The sequence below is a fragment of the Bartonella vaga genome (assembly GCF_037070895.1).
In the GTDB taxonomy this organism is placed as follows: Bacteria; Pseudomonadota; Alphaproteobacteria; order Rhizobiales; family Rhizobiaceae; genus Bartonella.
Genome location: NZ_JAYMZK010000001.1, coordinates 18,962 through 35,077, shown reverse-complemented (window position 1 = coordinate 35,077; position 16,116 = coordinate 18,962). Strand labels below are relative to the sequence as shown.

Annotated in this window: 11 protein-coding genes, 2 tRNA genes and 2 pseudogenes; 7 read left to right on the top strand and 8 right to left on the bottom strand. The window is 37.5% G+C overall.

Annotated elements, in window-relative coordinates; genetic code table 11:
• Positions 1-312: 312 nt before the first annotated feature.
• Complete coding sequence (gpsA, locus tag WCP76_RS00120) at positions 313-1,335, top strand: NAD(P)H-dependent glycerol-3-phosphate dehydrogenase (protein ID WP_336293660.1); 1,023 nt, start codon at positions 313-315, stop codon at positions 1,333-1,335.
• A gap of 167 nt (positions 1,336-1,502) precedes the next feature.
• Here gpsA and fabI read toward each other — a convergent pair whose 3' ends face one another.
• The 3 genes from fabI to fabA form a co-directional block, all read right to left on the bottom strand.
• Positions 1,503-2,357 (bottom strand): enoyl-ACP reductase FabI, encoded by an 855-nt coding sequence (fabI, locus tag WCP76_RS00115; RefSeq protein WP_336293659.1) that lies wholly within the window; start codon positions 2,355-2,357, stop codon positions 1,503-1,505.
• 48 nt (positions 2,358-2,405) lie between these two features.
• A complete protein-coding gene (gene fabB, locus WCP76_RS00110) occupies positions 2,406-3,626 on the bottom strand; it encodes a beta-ketoacyl-ACP synthase I (protein ID WP_336293658.1) in 1,221 nt (406 codons plus the stop codon).
• A gap of 62 nt (positions 3,627-3,688) precedes the next feature.
• Positions 3,689-4,192, bottom strand: coding sequence for a 3-hydroxyacyl-[acyl-carrier-protein] dehydratase FabA (gene fabA, locus WCP76_RS00105; RefSeq protein WP_336293657.1), 504 nt, complete (start codon positions 4,190-4,192; stop codon positions 3,689-3,691).
• Between the two features lie 228 nt (positions 4,193-4,420).
• Between fabA and irrA the strand changes: the two genes are divergently transcribed.
• Entirely contained in the window at positions 4,421-4,915 is a 495-nt protein-coding gene (gene irrA / locus WCP76_RS00100; RefSeq protein ID WP_336293656.1) for an iron response transcriptional regulator IrrA, read from the top strand.
• 55 nt (positions 4,916-4,970) lie between these two features.
• On the opposite strand, the gene WCP76_RS00095 is transcribed toward irrA, so the two are convergent.
• From WCP76_RS00095 to WCP76_RS00085, 4 genes and pseudogenes are all read right to left on the bottom strand, one after another.
• Positions 4,971-5,531 carry an SH3 domain-containing protein gene (locus WCP76_RS00095; protein ID WP_336293655.1) on the bottom strand — a complete coding sequence of 187 codons (561 nt, stop codon included), beginning with the start codon at positions 5,529-5,531 and terminating at the stop codon, positions 4,971-4,973.
• A gap of 1,189 nt (positions 5,532-6,720) precedes the next feature.
• A complete protein-coding gene (gene rpsU, locus WCP76_RS00090; protein WP_336293654.1) occupies positions 6,721-6,954 on the bottom strand; it encodes a 30S ribosomal protein S21 in 234 nt (77 codons plus the stop codon).
• 132 nt (positions 6,955-7,086) lie between these two features.
• A pseudogene (locus WCP76_RS06510) lies at positions 7,087-7,263 on the bottom strand (formate--tetrahydrofolate ligase); the annotation flags it as partial.
• A gap of 612 nt (positions 7,264-7,875) precedes the next feature.
• Positions 7,876-7,952 (bottom strand) — tRNA-Arg (locus WCP76_RS00085).
• Between the two features lie 357 nt (positions 7,953-8,309).
• Here WCP76_RS00085 and WCP76_RS00080 point away from each other — a divergent pair.
• The 3 genes and pseudogenes from WCP76_RS00080 (at position 8,310) to pgi (ending at position 14,419) form a co-directional block, all read left to right on the top strand.
• Entirely contained in the window at positions 8,310-9,419 is a 1,110-nt protein-coding gene (locus WCP76_RS00080) for an efflux RND transporter periplasmic adaptor subunit (RefSeq protein WP_336293653.1), read from the top strand.
• An 8-nt stretch (positions 9,420-9,427) separates the two neighbouring features.
• Positions 9,428-12,563, top strand: a pseudogene (locus tag WCP76_RS00075) (efflux RND transporter permease subunit).
• 191 nt (positions 12,564-12,754) lie between these two features.
• Complete coding sequence (gene pgi, locus WCP76_RS00070) at positions 12,755-14,419, top strand: glucose-6-phosphate isomerase (RefSeq protein ID WP_336293652.1); 1,665 nt, start codon at positions 12,755-12,757, stop codon at positions 14,417-14,419.
• 283 nt (positions 14,420-14,702) lie between these two features.
• Here pgi and WCP76_RS00065 read toward each other — a convergent pair.
• Positions 14,703-14,792: transfer RNA gene (locus WCP76_RS00065), tRNA-Ser, on the bottom strand.
• 290 nt (positions 14,793-15,082) lie between these two features.
• Between WCP76_RS00065 and rplU the strand changes: the two genes are divergently transcribed.
• Together rplU and rpmA are read left to right on the top strand one after the other, a co-directional pair.
• The gene (rplU, locus tag WCP76_RS00060) at positions 15,083-15,571 is read left to right on the top strand and encodes a 50S ribosomal protein L21 (RefSeq protein ID WP_336293651.1); all 489 of its coding nucleotides are present in this window, start codon (positions 15,083-15,085) and stop codon (positions 15,569-15,571) included.
• Positions 15,572-15,583: 12 nt separating this feature from the next.
• Complete coding sequence (rpmA, locus tag WCP76_RS00055) at positions 15,584-15,853, top strand: 50S ribosomal protein L27 (RefSeq protein ID WP_336293650.1); 270 nt, start codon at positions 15,584-15,586, stop codon at positions 15,851-15,853.
• The last annotated feature ends 263 nt before the right edge of the window (positions 15,854-16,116 follow it).

The following is a 16,116-nucleotide window of genomic DNA, read 5'->3' as shown; positions in this document are numbered from 1 at the left end:
ATATTTAGGGAGCATAACGATTTTGAATGTGCTTTTGTTTTAAAAGTGAGGAAATCCATTGATAGTTTAGTAAAACCTTCATTTTAGTTTGAAGGAAGCAGCTATTTATAAAATATATGAAAAATGGTATTTATACAATTTACTCCGTAAAATATAAGGATCTTTAAAAAGTTTTATATTGTGTTAAACGGAGTCTCTAGCAAGTAGTGTTGTTGAATTTAGAGAGTTTATATAAAGATGTCTCACTTGAAGGTATTTGTAAAGATAACGTGCAGTTAAAACCAAAAACTTGAAAAATAATCGGAAAACTTAATGAAACCCGTTTTGATGACAGTTATTGGTGCTGGTTCTTTTGGCACTGCATTAGCCGTGGCTCTTGCCCGGAAAGGGCATCGCATTTTACTTTGGGGGCGGGATCCTCAACATATCAGAAAATTACAGAAATACCGTTGTAATCAGAGGTTTTTACCCGATATTAAATTTCCTGAAAATCTATCGCTTGAAGTTTCGCTTGAGACTGCGATAACGGCAAGTCGTGACATATTAATTGCTGTTCCAAGCTGTGTATTTCATCAGGTATTGCACAATATCCAGCCTTATTTGGATCAAAATTCGCGTGTTATTTGGGCAACGAAAGGTCTAGAACATGGTACAGGACGCCTCTTACAAGAAGTTGCCCGCGAGATTTTAGGAGATAAAATTCCTTTGGCTGTTTTTTCTGGACCAACTTTTGCTAAAGAGCTTGCTACAGGTTTGCCCACTGCTATTACAGTAGCAGCTTCTAAGGCTGAATTTATTGAAGAACTACAGAAGCTTTTTCATTCTAGCAAAAATTTTAGAGTTTATAGTAATCCAGATATGGTCGGTGTTCAATTAGGTGGAGCAGTCAAAAATGTCATTGCTATTGGCGCAGGAATATCAGACGGTATGGGATTTGGCGCAAATGCTAGAATAGCTCTCATTACACGAGGATTAGCTGAAATTAGTCGTTTAGGCATTGCCATGGGCGCTGAGCTTGCCACATTTATGGGTATGACAGGTTTAGGTGATTTGGTCTTGACATGTACTGATAATCAGTCTCGCAATCGTCGTTTTGGGATGCTTCTTGGCCGAGGGATGGATCCAGAAGAAGCGAAAAAACAAATTGGCCAAGTTGTTGAAGGCTACTTAAATACAAAAGAAGTGCGTACATTAGCACAACGTATGGGGGTGGAAATGCCGATTACGGAGCAAATTTATCAAATCTTATTTTGTGGTAAAAGCCCCATTGAAGCAGCCAATACATTACTGAGTCGAAAACTCAAAGATGAAGCGTATGATACTGTATATTTTTAAATTATTTAAATACATCAGGGATCCTATTATATACCACATAATAGAAATTTCGAAATAAGTTACACTAACCGTTAAACAAAGCAATAAGACTTTAGAGAACTTGAACTGTAAAGCTAAATGAGGCTTTTTATGTAATATAACTTAAACATAAAAAACTAGTTCATTGCTTAGCTGTCGTTTTTTAAAGTATTATGGTTGTTTGTCCTATCCTCCCGAGTTTCTTCGCTTTGTTTTAATTCTTCAAGCGTTGGCATAGACATAATGTTATAACCTGAGTCAACGTAATGAATTTCACCAGTAACGCCGGATGATAAATCAGAAAGTAAGTAAAGAGCAGACTTTCCTATTTCATTGATATCCACGGTACGACGCAATGGTGCATTACGGCGTTGATACGAAAAAATTGCACGTGCAGCTGCAATACCATTACCTGCTAAAGTTCTAATAGGACCCGCTGAAATTGCATTAACTCGGATATTTTGGGGGCCAAAATCTGCTGCTAAATAGCGTACCATAGCTTCTAAAGCAGCTTTAGCTATACCCATGATATTGTAGTTGGGTACAACTTGCTGTGAAGCTCCATAAGTAAGTGTTAAAAGTGTACCTCCATTAGGCATAAGCTTACCGGCACGTTGGGCAATTTCAGTAAAGGAATAAACAGAAATAACCATTGTACGCTTAAAATTTTCGCGTGTTGTAACATCGACGTAACGCCCTTTTAGCTGGGTCTTATCTGAAAAGCCAATGGCGTGAACAATGAAATCAATTGTTTTCCATTCTTTTTCAAGACATTCAAAGACGTGATCGACATTTTCAATTTTTTCAACGTCACATTCGAACAACAACTTACAACCAAGCTTTTCGGCTAATGGTTGAACCCGCTTTCCAAAAGCACTTCCTTGATAGGTAAATGCTAATTCAGCTCCTGCTTTTGCTAGTTGGCACGCAATACCCCACGCAATCGAATGGTCATTTGCAATTCCCATAATAAGGCCACGTTTGCCCTCCATCAAACTTTTCATATTATTCTCCGTAAGACCTTGCTTCTTCAATTAGCCAAGCATTTCTATTTATGCATAGCGTTGAAAAACGAGTGTTGCATTTGTACCGCCAAAACCAAACGTATTTGATAATACAGTATTAAGTTGTTGATTATCACGACGTTCACGAACGATTGGCATGTCGGCAAAAGCCGGATCAAGTTCTTCAATATGAGCACTCTCACAAATAAAATTATGATTCATCATTAACAGTGCGTAGATTGCTTCTTGAACGCCTGCTGCTCCCAAGGAATGACCAGTAAGAGATTTTGTAGCAGAAATTGGTGGGCATTGATCACCTGATCCAAAAATACGGCGGATCGCTTCTATTTCAGGGGGATCTCCAACAGGAGTTGCTGTTGCATGAGGGTTGATATAATCAATTTTATTATTTACCGTTTCCAGTGCCATGCGCATACATCGTTCTGCTCCCTTTCCAGATGGAGCAACCATATCATGCCCGTCGGATGTAGCGCCATATCCAACAATTTCTCCGTAGATTTTTGCACCACGTGCTTTAGCAAGTTCTAGCTCTTCAAGAACTAAAACGCCAGCTCCACCAGCAATCACAAACCCATCACGATTGATATCATAGGCACGCGAAGCTTTTTCTGGAACGTCATTATATTTGCTGGACATAGCGCCCATAGCGTCAAATAAAACAGATAATGTCCAGTCCAGATCTTCACAACCACCGGCAAAGACACGATCCTGCTTGCCATATTTTATCAACTCATAAGCATTGCCAATACAATGATTAGAGGTGGCACAGGCTGAGGAGATTGAATAGTTCACTCCTTTAATTTTAAAAAAAGTTGCAAGCGTTGCAGATGCTGTAGAACTCATAGCCTTAGGTACGACAAAAGGACCAACGCGTTTTGGACCTTTTTGGCGTGTAACGTCAGCAGCTTCAACAATTGATCGAGTTGAAGCACCTCCAGAGCCCATAATGATGCCTGTACGTTCATTTGATACTTCATGCATTTCTAAGCTTGCATCAGCAACTGCTTGATCCATAGCAATATGATTCCAGGCAGTTCCGCGTCCATGAAAGCGCAAAGCACGTCGGTCAACAAAATCTTCTACATTGATATCAGGTTTGCCATGAACTCTGCTACGAAAGCCTAATTCTGTATACTGGGGTGCATAAGAAATTCCGGATTTTGTTTCATATAAACTGTTTAAAACAGCTTGAGTATTATTTCCAATCGCGGAGATAATTCCCATTCCAGTTACAACAACTCGACGCATTCATACCTCCTTGTTTCGTACAGAATAACAAAATGTCTTTTGTAATGGAAATAATTTTAATCTTATTTAAATAAAGCGACACGTAAATCACTAGCTTTATAGATGGCTTCTCCATCTGCTTTTACCCACCCATCGGCTATTCCCAAGACCAAATTTCCACGTCGGATACGTTTAAAGTCTATTCCATATTCAAGAAGTTTGGTTTTTGGAGTTACCATACCTGATAATTTTAGTTCACCTGTTGATATAGCTCTCCCTTTTCCTGGTTCACCTAACCAACCGAGAAAAAAACCTGTTAATTGCCACATAGCATCTAAACCGAGACACCCTGGCATAACCGGATCACCTATAAAGTGGCAGTCAAAGAACCAAAGATTAGGAGTAATATCAAATTCAGCACGGAGCATTCCTTTGTTGTATTCACCACCAGTTTTACTAATTTGGGTGATTCGATGAATCATCAACATTGGTGGTGCAGGCAATTGTGCATTACCTTTACCAAACATTTCGCTGCGAGCGCAGCTTAGAAGCTCCTCATAAGTGTAGCGAGACTTTTGTTCGGCCATTTTTACTCCATTTATTTGCTTATACTTTTACTTCTGCGCTTTTCCTAAACATACTTTTAGAGCAAATTTTAAGGAGAGGGAAATGATTTTATATCATTTTTAATGACAAAAGCTCTTTTTTATGTATTCTTCGTGGTAAGTTATTTAAATGGGATGAAAAATTATATCATCTTGTTTTTATTTTTTGTATTTTACCTTATTTGAAAATAACATGTTATGGTTTTTGATATGTCGTTGAGCGTAGACAATTTAGAGTTGAATGAAAAGCAAAAGGCTATAAAGAATTCTAAGGAGGTTGCGGGTTGTTACTCCATTTCTAAATTAGAAGAACATTTACGTCAAAATGGTTTGCGACCGACTCGCCAGCGATTAGAACTTGCTAATATGATTTTTTCTAAAGGTAATCATCATATTGCTGCTGAAGAGCTATATGAAGAGGCAATTAGGTTAGGTGTGCCTGTATCTTTAGCTACTGTTTATAATACGCTTCACCAATTTACAGAAGCGGGGTTGCTACGGATTATTGCCGTAGAAGGTTCGAAAACTTGGTTTGATACCGATACGTCTGATCATTATCACTTTTATATAGAAGGCGAAAATCGTATTCTTGATATTCCTTGTAATTTGGAAGAAGCTCCGATTATTGGGAATTTACCTAAACCACCAGAAGGTATGGAAATTTCGCATGTTGATTTAATAGTTCGGTTAAAACCAAAAAGCTAATCTGATATAGGGTATAAAATAAGGAATCAAAATTAGTCTTAATTGGTTTGAAGCTTCACCAACTTTTTATTTTTTCATCAGGATAGATTCCCCATAATTGAGGTTGTTGAAGCCATCCTCGGATATTATTAATATTTAATTCGCACCAGTGCCCATCGCATTGACGAATATTACCAATAACATTAGGCTCTATTTCTGCCACAAGTTCTGCAGTATCTTCGGGTTTTTTGCGTAGCATTAGCCTTTTTGTTTTATCTTTTTGCCATGGAATAGTTATAGCGGTTCGTTTTCCAGATAAAAGCGATTGATATATCCATCCCTCATCGCCTTCAGCGTCACGAATTTTGCGCCATTGATCATATTCTTGGATGATTTCAATAGGCAAACCCTGTTTTTTGTAAGTAAAGACGATAGAATAATTGCTCCCTGGTCCAACACGCACATTGACACGGGTGGGTTTAATCGAAGCAAATCGAGGAAGAGGCAAACCACTTGGTCCTAAATTTTGATTAAGTGTTTGTGCGTACAAAAAACGCGGTGAACTGAACACAACGATTCCTAGCATTAGTATACATAATGCAAGCATTGAGAATCGAAACCAACCGGAATGTTGCACAGTTAAACCTTTTATCTCTTCGTTTCTATAGATTAGCAATTAAGATCTTGAAGACAGGACTGGGAGCTGAAAGCTATAACATGGGGTTAGTTAAAGAGATCTAAATAATAAGAAAATTGTTACAAAGATAATGGAATAAGTAAAAAGAAACTTGAACCTCTCAATGTCGCTTTGTGTATCATTGTGTATTTTAAAATAAGCTTCCAGATCTTAAACAGTCGTGTGTTTGAGATTTATGTGGAGTATTGGGACGGTTAAGTATCTTGTAATTTGGATCAGCTTTTGTATGACAGATAGGATTAGAATATTGCATCTATTTGTGCAGTTTATTTCTGAAATGGGCATATAGTTATCCGTACATTCTGAGCTCAGGAAATTATTCAATAATAGATTCATCAAATGATCATGTAAGTTGAAAAGAAGCTTTAGAATAGGATTGAGCATACGATTAATGAATTATTTAAATTGCAAGAGTACAGGCGGCACTGAGAGGAGTTCAAGATTTACGGGTTGATTTTGACTTTGTAAACACAAAGAGGTTGATTCTCAGTGGCAACGAATCTTACAGATTGTGCGGTTTGGTTGTAAGATAGTTCAGTTTGATTAAGCAATAATGCTGTAGTATGTAAATGGTCAGGTGGATTATATAAACATGCCTTAATTCTGGATTGTTATGTAACACTAAAAGTTTCAGAATTTTATTGCTTCGTTTAATAAGTTAAGAGGGAATTGCATGTCTGAATTATTATTATATCCTCTGCATATCCAGTTGCATATTGTGATAGTAATTTATATCTCATTGTCTGATCTTATCAAGGCGAGTTGAAAGGTAGTGAATATTTAATACCATGAGATAAAATCATAACAGGATTTTTGCATAAGAAAAAATTATATTGCAGAAACAGCAAAAAACACTCTGCTCGCACTGTGTATACTACATAACAGCAGAGATTCCAATACTTTGCAAACAAACGCTTGCTGTTCACATTACTTAAAATATCCAATATTGAAGCAAAAACTGTAACAGTGCTATAAGAAAAAATAAACCACTACGTTTATAAAGAAGTATAGCAAGCCAAAATAAAGTGAAAAAGCACCACACTCATATCACAATACAAACACTAAATACATACCATTAATGCTCGTGTACTTACCAATATAACTCTATAGTCCATTGATAAAAAGTACACTATTTTAGTGCAGAAACCCGAGCGTTGCTAATAAGACCCTCTCTTTGTGCGCGCTTACGAGCAAGCTTACGTGTACGGCGAACAGCCTCAGCCTTTTCACGAGCACGCTTTTCCGATGGCTTCTCATAATAACCACGCATTTTCATTTCACGAAAAATGCCTTCACGCTGCATTTTCTTTTTCAGTGCGCGTAGCGCCTGATCAATATTATTATCACGAACGAGTACTTGCACGACCTATCCTGCTTTGTTTAACTGTCATAAATAATGAGAAAAAACCCACTTCCTTTTAAATAGAGATATCTAAAAGGATATATACTTTTAAAAGGCATATCATAGAAAGAAGGTATTTGTCTATATCGCTTTTTAAAATTCTATTCTTTTTACTATAAGGCATTTTTCAGCGATAGGGTCATGCGGTAAGTTAGGCATAGTTATAACATCTACGCAAATGATGAAAATAAAGCTTGCAGCAAGTAAGAGGTAAACTTCTCGTACAGAAGTTTCAAAATCAATAGGGGCACCATGTTGATTAGAATCAGAAGAAAATGGATAAGGGGGGAGGGCTGTTCATTTACATGGGGTACGTGATAAAATCCCTTTTTCCCCAGTAGTTCAAACTGTTTGAGAAGAAGAGGATCTGGAATGATGGCTCCCCGTGCATCATATTACGTCCATTGTGATAGAATTAATTTTCTCAACAAGTGGAAGGTTATCCTGATACAGAATTTTAAAATGGGTATTTATTTCAGCATCGGTACCAATTGCAAAATAGTTGATAGCAAAAATACAATGAATACCTGAAGATTTTAGAGCTTATGATATATCATAAAATTGGCTTCTCAACTAAAGTAGACTTTTTTATTTGATGAGAAGTGATAGTTTCTCATTGCGATGTAACTAAATTATCAAAGATATCGAGAATTTTTTCGCCTTCTTTTTCATGTTTTACTTAAAGGGAAAATTTAAAATAGAATAACCAAAATTCGTTGCAGTTGTTCCTTTATTGAGAAAGCGGAGGGGTGATGGTTGAGAAGTGCAAAGCTATTTTCTAAAGCATAAGGAAATATAAGGCCTGTTCAAAGTGCTATAGAATATGTCTCACTTTCTGAAGAATTGTATTCACGAGAGATATTTGAGCTTAAGGGAGGAGTGTGGCGCACCCGAAGAGATTCGAACTCCTGACCCCCAGATTCGTAGTCTGGTGCTCTATCCAGCTGAGCTACGGGTGCGTACATTTCTCAATTTTTACATCATGTAAGAACAAAGGTTTCCTAATCGTTTCATTTAAAAATTGCAAGTGAAACTTAGTAAAAATAGAAATTTTATCATTTTGTCTGTTCTACACTTTATAGTAAAAATTGAAGTATATTCCTGGTTTTAGTTGGGTTTTTTCATGGCGTTTTATTATTATGAACGATAGTTAACTTGACGATTTAAGCTATGCAGGATAATCAGATATAAGTGAGGTATTTTTGCAGTGAGGAGCAGAATACACCGCCTACAATTCGGTTTTTGTTTGAAATTCGGATGCTACTGTTGAAGAGTATTTCGAACAGATTTGCATGTTAAAAGCAAGGATAGATGTTATGGGGTTGTTAAAAAAGATCTTTCCACCGGTGTTTTTCGTTGTCGTTGTGATGGTTGCTTACTTAGAGGGGAAACAGAGTTCAGGACGATTTGTTTCTGTAACGAATAAAACATCAAATACGTTGGCGGGAAGGCCACCGACAAGTGTTGTTGTTGATCTTGTTAAGGTTCAAGATTTTTATGAGCAGTTGAATGCACTTGGTAGTGGACGAGCATTCGCTGCGGTGAAGTTAACTCCTTGGTCATCAGGTATTGTTGATAAGCTTTTTGTGTCATCTGGTACCAAAGTACAAGAGGGTGATGCGATTGCAAAGCTTGATTCTAAAAAGGAAGAGATAACAGCTGCAAAAGCAAAAATACAACGTGATAATAGTGCATTAACGCTTTCACGTGTTCTTAAATTACGTTCCACTAATACAGCAACAGAGGTTCAGGAAGTTACTGCACGCTTAGAGCTTGATAATGCAAATTTGGCTTTGCGTGATGCTGATTTGGCGCTTGATCGGCGCACAATTCGTGCACCAATGAGTGGAGTTATTGGCATTTTACCCATTGATGAGGGCAATGCTGTGACTCTTAATACTGTGATAGGCCATATTGAGAATAGAGAGCGTATTTTAGTTGATATCTGGGTTCCTGAACGATATGTATCGCAAATACATAAAGGAGATGAAGTGACCGCGACATTGACGGCACAGCCAGGTAAAGTTTTGATTGGTCATATTTATGCGATTGATAATGTTGTTGATTCGAAAAGCCGTACGCTTCACGTTCAAGTTGAAATTAACAATGAAAAAGATACGCTCTTGTCTGGTATGTCTTTTTCTGTTGCGTTTCAATTCCGTGGTGGTTCTTTCCCTGTTGTAAATCCTCTTGCGGTTCAATGGAACAGCCTTGGATCCTTTGTTTGGCGTGTAAGAGAGGGGAAGGTAGAACCTATTCCAGTATCAATTATTAAGCATAAGGCAGATAAGGTATTTGTGGATGCTCCCCTAGAAGATGGTGATCAAGTTGTTATACAGGGAGTACAGCTGCTCCACCCAGGAAGTAGGGTTACTTTTGACGATCCAGAAGCTCATCAACAGCAATTATCATTAGTTAATGGGTAGGGTATGCAATGAGCAAAGAATTTAGTGCAAAACAGCCTATGGTACAGGCGGAGCAAGGCGGTATAATTGCCCTATTTATTCGTAGACCGGTTTTTACCTTTGTTTTGAATGCCATGATTATGATTGCGGGATTTGCTGCATGGTTAAATGTTGATGTCCGCGAATTACCAGATGTTGATACTCCAGTGACGACGATTGTGACAACCTTTTCTGGAGCATCGGCAGAAACAATTGATCGTGAAATTACAAGAATCATAGAAGATGCTGTTTCTCGAGTTTCAGGTGTAAAGACGATTTCTTCTACCTCTTCTTTTGGACGTTCTCGTGTGCAGGTTAGTTTTAATGTTGGTGTTGATTTGAATGTTGCGGCATCAGATATTCGTGATGCTCTTTCTCGTGTTGATCATTCTTTACCAAAAGATGCGGATGCACCTCTTATCATTAAGGCAGATTCAAATGCTTCTGCTATGATGTATTTGGTTGTGACTTCACCAACAATGAGTATTGATGATTTAACAACGGTTGTAAATGATCAAATTGTTGATGCACTTTCTGCTGTTGATGGTGTTGGCGATGTACAGCTCGATAGTGCTCGTATGAAAATTTTTCAGATTGATGTAGATCAAGCAAAACTTGCTAGTTATGGCTTAACCGTAGCGGATATTTCACGTGTTCTTGCTGATATGACAGCAGATGTGCCAGTTGGGTCATTACGTAACTCTAAGCAAACTTTAATTGTACGTGCTACTGCACGTTTAACAACACCAGAAGCTTTCGAACAAGTTATTTTAAAGCCTCATGTGCATCTTGGTGATGTTGCAAATATTACTTTATCGCCTGATCTAGAAACGGTGATTCTTCGTATCAATGGAAAGACAGGGATTGGATTGGGTATTGTGCGGAAAGCGCAATCTAATGCTCTTAATATTTCCAAAGGTGTTAGAGCGGTTCTCAATAATCTCAAAAGTATTATTCCTTCTTCTGTGCATATAAGCGTTGTTAATGATGATGCACTTTTTATTAAAAGTGCACTTCATGAGGTTGAGGTTGCACTGATCATTGCTATCCTTAGTGTTGTTTTGGTTATTTTCCTTTTTCTAAGGGATATTCGCGTAACGCTTATTCCTACTTTATCTCTTCCTGTCGCTTTGATTGGTACAATTGCAGCTATTTATCTGGTTGGGTTTTCGCTGAATATTCTTACATTCTTAGGACTTGTTTTAGCAACAGGGCTTGTGGTGGATGATGCCATTGTTGTTCTTGAGAATATTGTTCGGTGGCGCAATATGGGTTTAGGTCCTAAGGCTGCAGCGGTGTTAGGAACACGTGAAGTATTTTTTGCTGTTTTAGCAACAACATTGACTTTGGTAGCTGTTTTTGTGCCTATTTCTTTTCTTCCTGGACAAATTGGAGGGCTTTTTAGAGAATTTGGTTTTGTGTTGGCAGTTTCTATTCTACTTTCTGCGATTGTTGCTTTAACTCTTTGTCCTATGTTGGCTTCACGCTTTCTCAGGAGACATGTTGAAGCTAATGAGCAAGAATCTCGTTATTTTACTTTTTTGTATAAATGTGGTTCTTTTTTTTTCTAAGGGATATGCTTATAGTTTGCATAAATGTTTAGAAAAACCTTGGACTGTTGTATTCGCTTCATTGATTTTTGCGGGTCTTTGTGTTGGAAGCTATATGAAGTTGCAAAAGGAATTGACGCCAACGGAAGATAGGGCTCTTATCTTTTTGGTTATTAATGGACCACAGGGGATTTCAACGGAATATCTGAATGAACAGATAGAGCAAATTGAAGCAAGTTTGCAACCGTTACGAGCTTCTGGAGAAATTGCTAATACTTATTCTATTGCAGGTTTTGGCGGTTCGTCTAATACTGGTTTTTTAGTTTTGTTGCTTTCATCTTGGGATAAGCGTTTACGCAGTCAGCAACAAATCTTAGCAGATGTTAACGCAACGGTTAGAAAATTTCCTGCAGTCTTTGTATTTGCTGCACAGGGCAATTCTTTAGGTGTGAAAGGAACTGGTCAAGGGTTACAATTTGCAATTCTTGGAAATGATTATGCAAAATTACAACCCATTGCTGATAAATTGGTTAAGGCTTTACGAGCTGATCCGCATTTTGTTCGTCCACGTCTTACTGTTGATCCAACGCAACCACAGTTTTTTATTGAAATTAATAGAGAAAAAGCTTCCGATTTAGGGATTGATATCACCAATTTGGGTAATACATTACAAGCGATGTTGGATGGTAAAAAGATCGGTTCTGTTTACGTGGATGATCACTCTTATGATGTTAAATTGACATCGCGGAAGAATCCTATGAAGAGTCCTAGTGATTTGGAAAATATTTTTTTAAAAACAAAAGAAAATCAATATGTTCCTTTGTCAGTTATTGCGAATTTACAGGAAAAAGCTATTGCGCCCCAATTAAAGCGAGAAGAACGCATGAGTGCTGTTATTTTAAGTGCAAATCTTGCTCCAGGTGTCGCTTTAGGGAGTGCTTATAACACTGTACAAAAAATTGCTGCTCCTTTGTTATCGGAAGGAAATTATCTGGTTCCTTTGGGGGAAGCGGCAACACTTAATGAAACATTTTCCAATTTTGTAATTATTTTTGGAATTGCCTTTTTGATTATTTTATTAGTTTTGGCTGCGCAGTTTGAAAGTTTTGTTTCAGGATTTATTATTATGGCTACTGTACCATTAGGGATTGGTTGTGCTATAGTTGCTATGCTTTTAAGTGGAGTTAGTCTTAATGTTTATAGTCAAATTGGTTTAATTTTGTTAGTTGGGATTATGGCCAAAAATGGTATCCTCATTGTTGAATTTGCAGATCAGTTACGTGATCAAGGCAAAAGTGTACGTCAAGCTGTAGAAGAAGCAGCAAATATTCGTCTTCGTCCAGTTTGTATGACGATGATTTGTGCTATTTTAGGAGGTATTCCTTTGGTTTTAGCAAAAGGTGCTGGAGCAGAAGCGCGTATAGCTTTAGGTTGGGTTATCGTTGGTGGTTTAGGTTTAGCAACTATTTTTACGCTTTATCTCACACCGGTTATTTATCTCTTTCTTGGACGTTTTGTGAAACCAAAAGCAGAAGAAGCTATAGACTTAACAAGAGAACTCAGTCAGATTGAATGATATATTTAGTCGGGAAGATTTTTTTACTGTCGTTTTAAAAATGCCGTTTTTCGGTTTTATCCTCCGCAACCTTATCTACTGCTTCATTTTTTATGTAAGCAGTAAGGGTTGGTTGTAATAAAGGAGGCAGTTTCTGTTTTGTTATTGTTTGTGCGTAGATCACATTTTCAATAACCGTGCGGGATAAGTCCGTGGGAGATGGCTTTTCGCTTCGCAATGAAAAAGCTTTTGAGGAAACTTTAAAAGCTTTAAGGAGGCATGCTGCGAAGGATGGAGTCTATGATATTCGTCGGCACTTTCTAGAAGATAAACAGCGTTTTTCTAATTTTTCTTTAAGGCTTGATGATCTCCTTTTCGACTTTTCTAAATGTGGTGTAACATATAAGACGTTACAACTCTTAGATAATTTGGCTGTTGCTGCGGATGTGTTAGGTCGGAGCAAGGCAATGTTCTCCGGTAAGGCTATTAATACAACTGAAAAGCGTTCAGTCCTTCATATTGCATTACGTTTGCCTGCTGACGAAGTTTTCATGTTGGATGGGAATGATCTTGTTCGGGATATTCAAGATGTTCTTATTCATATGGAAAAATTTTCTGAAATGATTCGTGATGGCAGTTATACTGGAGGAAGCGGAGAACGAATAAACGACATTGTAAACATTGGTATTGGTGGCTCTGATCTTGGACCTGCAATGGTTACGAATGCTTTAAAACCTTATCATGATGGCCCGTATTGTCATTTTGTTTCTAATGCTGACAGTGCACATATTTTTGATACTCTCTCTGTTTTGAATCCAGCAACAACATTGTTTGTTATTGCTTCTAAAACTTTTACAACGGCTGAAACAATGGCAAATGCTCAAGTTGCACGTCAGTGGATTAGTTCACATTTAGGAGAAAAGGCTGTTTGTATGCATTTTGTTGCTGTTTCGAGTGCGCTTGATAAGGTAGCAGAATTTGGCATAGATTCTTCAAAAGTTTTTGGATTTTGGGATTGGGTTGGAGGACGTTATTCGATTTGGTCAGCCATTGGTCTTGTTGTTATGTTGGCAATAGGTGGTCGCAATTTTCGTCAGTTTCTCAATGGTGCCCAGCAGATGGATCAACATTTTAAAACGATGCCTTTGCATAAAAATATTCCTATTCGATTTTCGCTTTTAGGGTTTTGGCATCGTGTTATTTGTGGTTATTCATCACGTGCTACTATTCCGTATGCACAGCGTTTAGCGCATTTGCCTGCTTATTTGCAACAACTTGATATGGAGTCAAATGGTAAGCAGGTTTCTTTGGATGGTAAGCCGTTAACTTTTTCAAGTGGTCCGGTTGTTTGGGGTGATTTAGGAACAAACAGTCAACATGCTTTTTTTCAACTTTTGCATCAAGGAACAGACGTTATTCCTGTAGAGTTCATTTTATTCATAAAAGGGCATGAGCGAAATTTACATTCTATGTATGACATACTGATAGCAAATTGTTTAGCACAATCAAAGGCCTTGATGAAGGGGTGTAGTATTGAAGACGCTAGGCGTATCCTTGTAAATAATGGAATTGGTGAGTGTGAAGCGGATAGTTTAGCACTTCATAGAAGTTTTGCGGGAAATCGTCCCAGTATTATGCTAATTCAGGATTTACTAACACCTTTTGCACTGGGGCGTCTCATTGCACTTTACGAGCATCGTGTTTTTGTTGAGGGTATTTTGATGAATATTAACTCATTTGATCAATGGGGCGTTGAGCTTGGTAAAGAATTAGCAAATGAATTATTAGCAACACTTCGTGGAGAAAAAAAAGCTGATAACCGTGATAGTTCAACAGTAGGATTGTTGGCACATATTCAGGCGAGACGTGCGGGATAAATATAATTTAACAGTAGGTAGTGAGGAAAGGTATAATTAGGGAAAATATAATAATTTATTATTTTTAGTTGCGTACTTTTCTAAAGTGGATTTTGATAAAAGAAAATCTAACAAAAAGGAAAAACTATGAAGATCAAAATTTAATAGTAAAACAAGAAAAGATTTTATAAGATCTTTCAAAGTTAGCTAAAAATTTTTTGGAAAAATAAATCGGTGCAAAGTGTATATGGGAAGGAAGCTGTAATTAAAAGATATGTTAATGAGGTTACTTTAGCAGATAGTTTGGCGGAGAGAGAGGGATTTGAACCCCCGATAGAGTTGCCTCTATGCCGCATTTCGAGTGCGGTGCTTTCAACCACTCAGCCATCTCTCCACATGAAAGTGGAATAAGGTTTTGTACTTTTTAAGTATATTGGCGCTAGATAACCTTCAATTGCTTTTAGTACAACCTTTTTTTGCTTTTTATGTGTCTTTATTGACAGAGAATAGAAATTCCGCCATATATGACGTAGTACAAACGTAGAGGAATTTGCGTGTGTTTGTGTTTAGAAGGATTTTTTATTCTTCTTTAAAATTTATTACGACTGATAAAAAGCAGCCTATTTTCTCTTATTGATTAAGGTAAGAGTCAAATAAGAGCTGGAATGAACGAAAGGATAAAAAATGTTCGCAGTCATTAAAACTGGAGGTAAGCAATATCGTGTTGTTGCTAGCCAAGTAGTGAAGGTTGAAAAAATTCTTGGCAATGCCGGTGATATTATCGAGCTCAATGATGTATTGATGGTTGGGCAAGAGGGTAATGCAGTTATTGGTGCTCCTTTTGTTGCTGATGCTTTAGTTACGGCAGAGATTATAGAGCAGGTGCGCGGGCGTAAGGTTATTTCATTTAAGAAGCGCCGTCGTCAAAATTCAAAACGCACGCGCGGTCATCGTCAGGAACTGACAATGCTTCGTATTTTAGAAATTTTAACGGGTGGTTCAAAGCCTAAAAAAGCAAATGTAAAATCAATTAAAGAAAAAGCAACTATATTAGAGGCAACAAAGGAAGGAAAAACTTCCACTTCTGTTCAGAAAATAGTAAATAAAACTTCCGAAAAAAAAGCTACATCGCAGAAGAAAATAGCTGCAGAATCAAATAGTAAAGAAAATTAAAGGAGAACATCCATGGCACATAAAAAAGCTGGTGGTTCCTCGCGTAATGGTCGTGATTCAGAATCGAAACGTCTTGGTGTTAAAAAATTTGGTGGTGAAGCTGTTATCGCTGGAAATATTATTGTTCGTCAGCGTGGTACGCGCTGGCATCCTGGTGAAAATGTTGGTATTGGAAAAGACCATACCCTTTTTGCTCTATCAAATGGAATGGTTTCTTTTCAAAGAAAAGCGGGGAATCGTTCATACGTTTCGGTCATTCCTACGGTAGGAGCAGCAACATAATCTTTCGCATTATGTTAGAAATGCCGGAATTTCATTAAATTTTTGTTGTGAGATTATGAGTCTTGGAAAAGAAGGGTAGGGCGCTATCTTTCTTTTTTTTTCTCTATGATACAATACAAAATGGAAGAGGTGTGCAGAAAATTGAAAGATAGAATCTTGGAAGATCTTTTTCTGAAATAATTAAAAGATTGGTATTATGTTTTTTTGCATTAGATACATTAATGTTAAGTGGTGGGTCGTTCCAATAATTAGTGTATAATGAA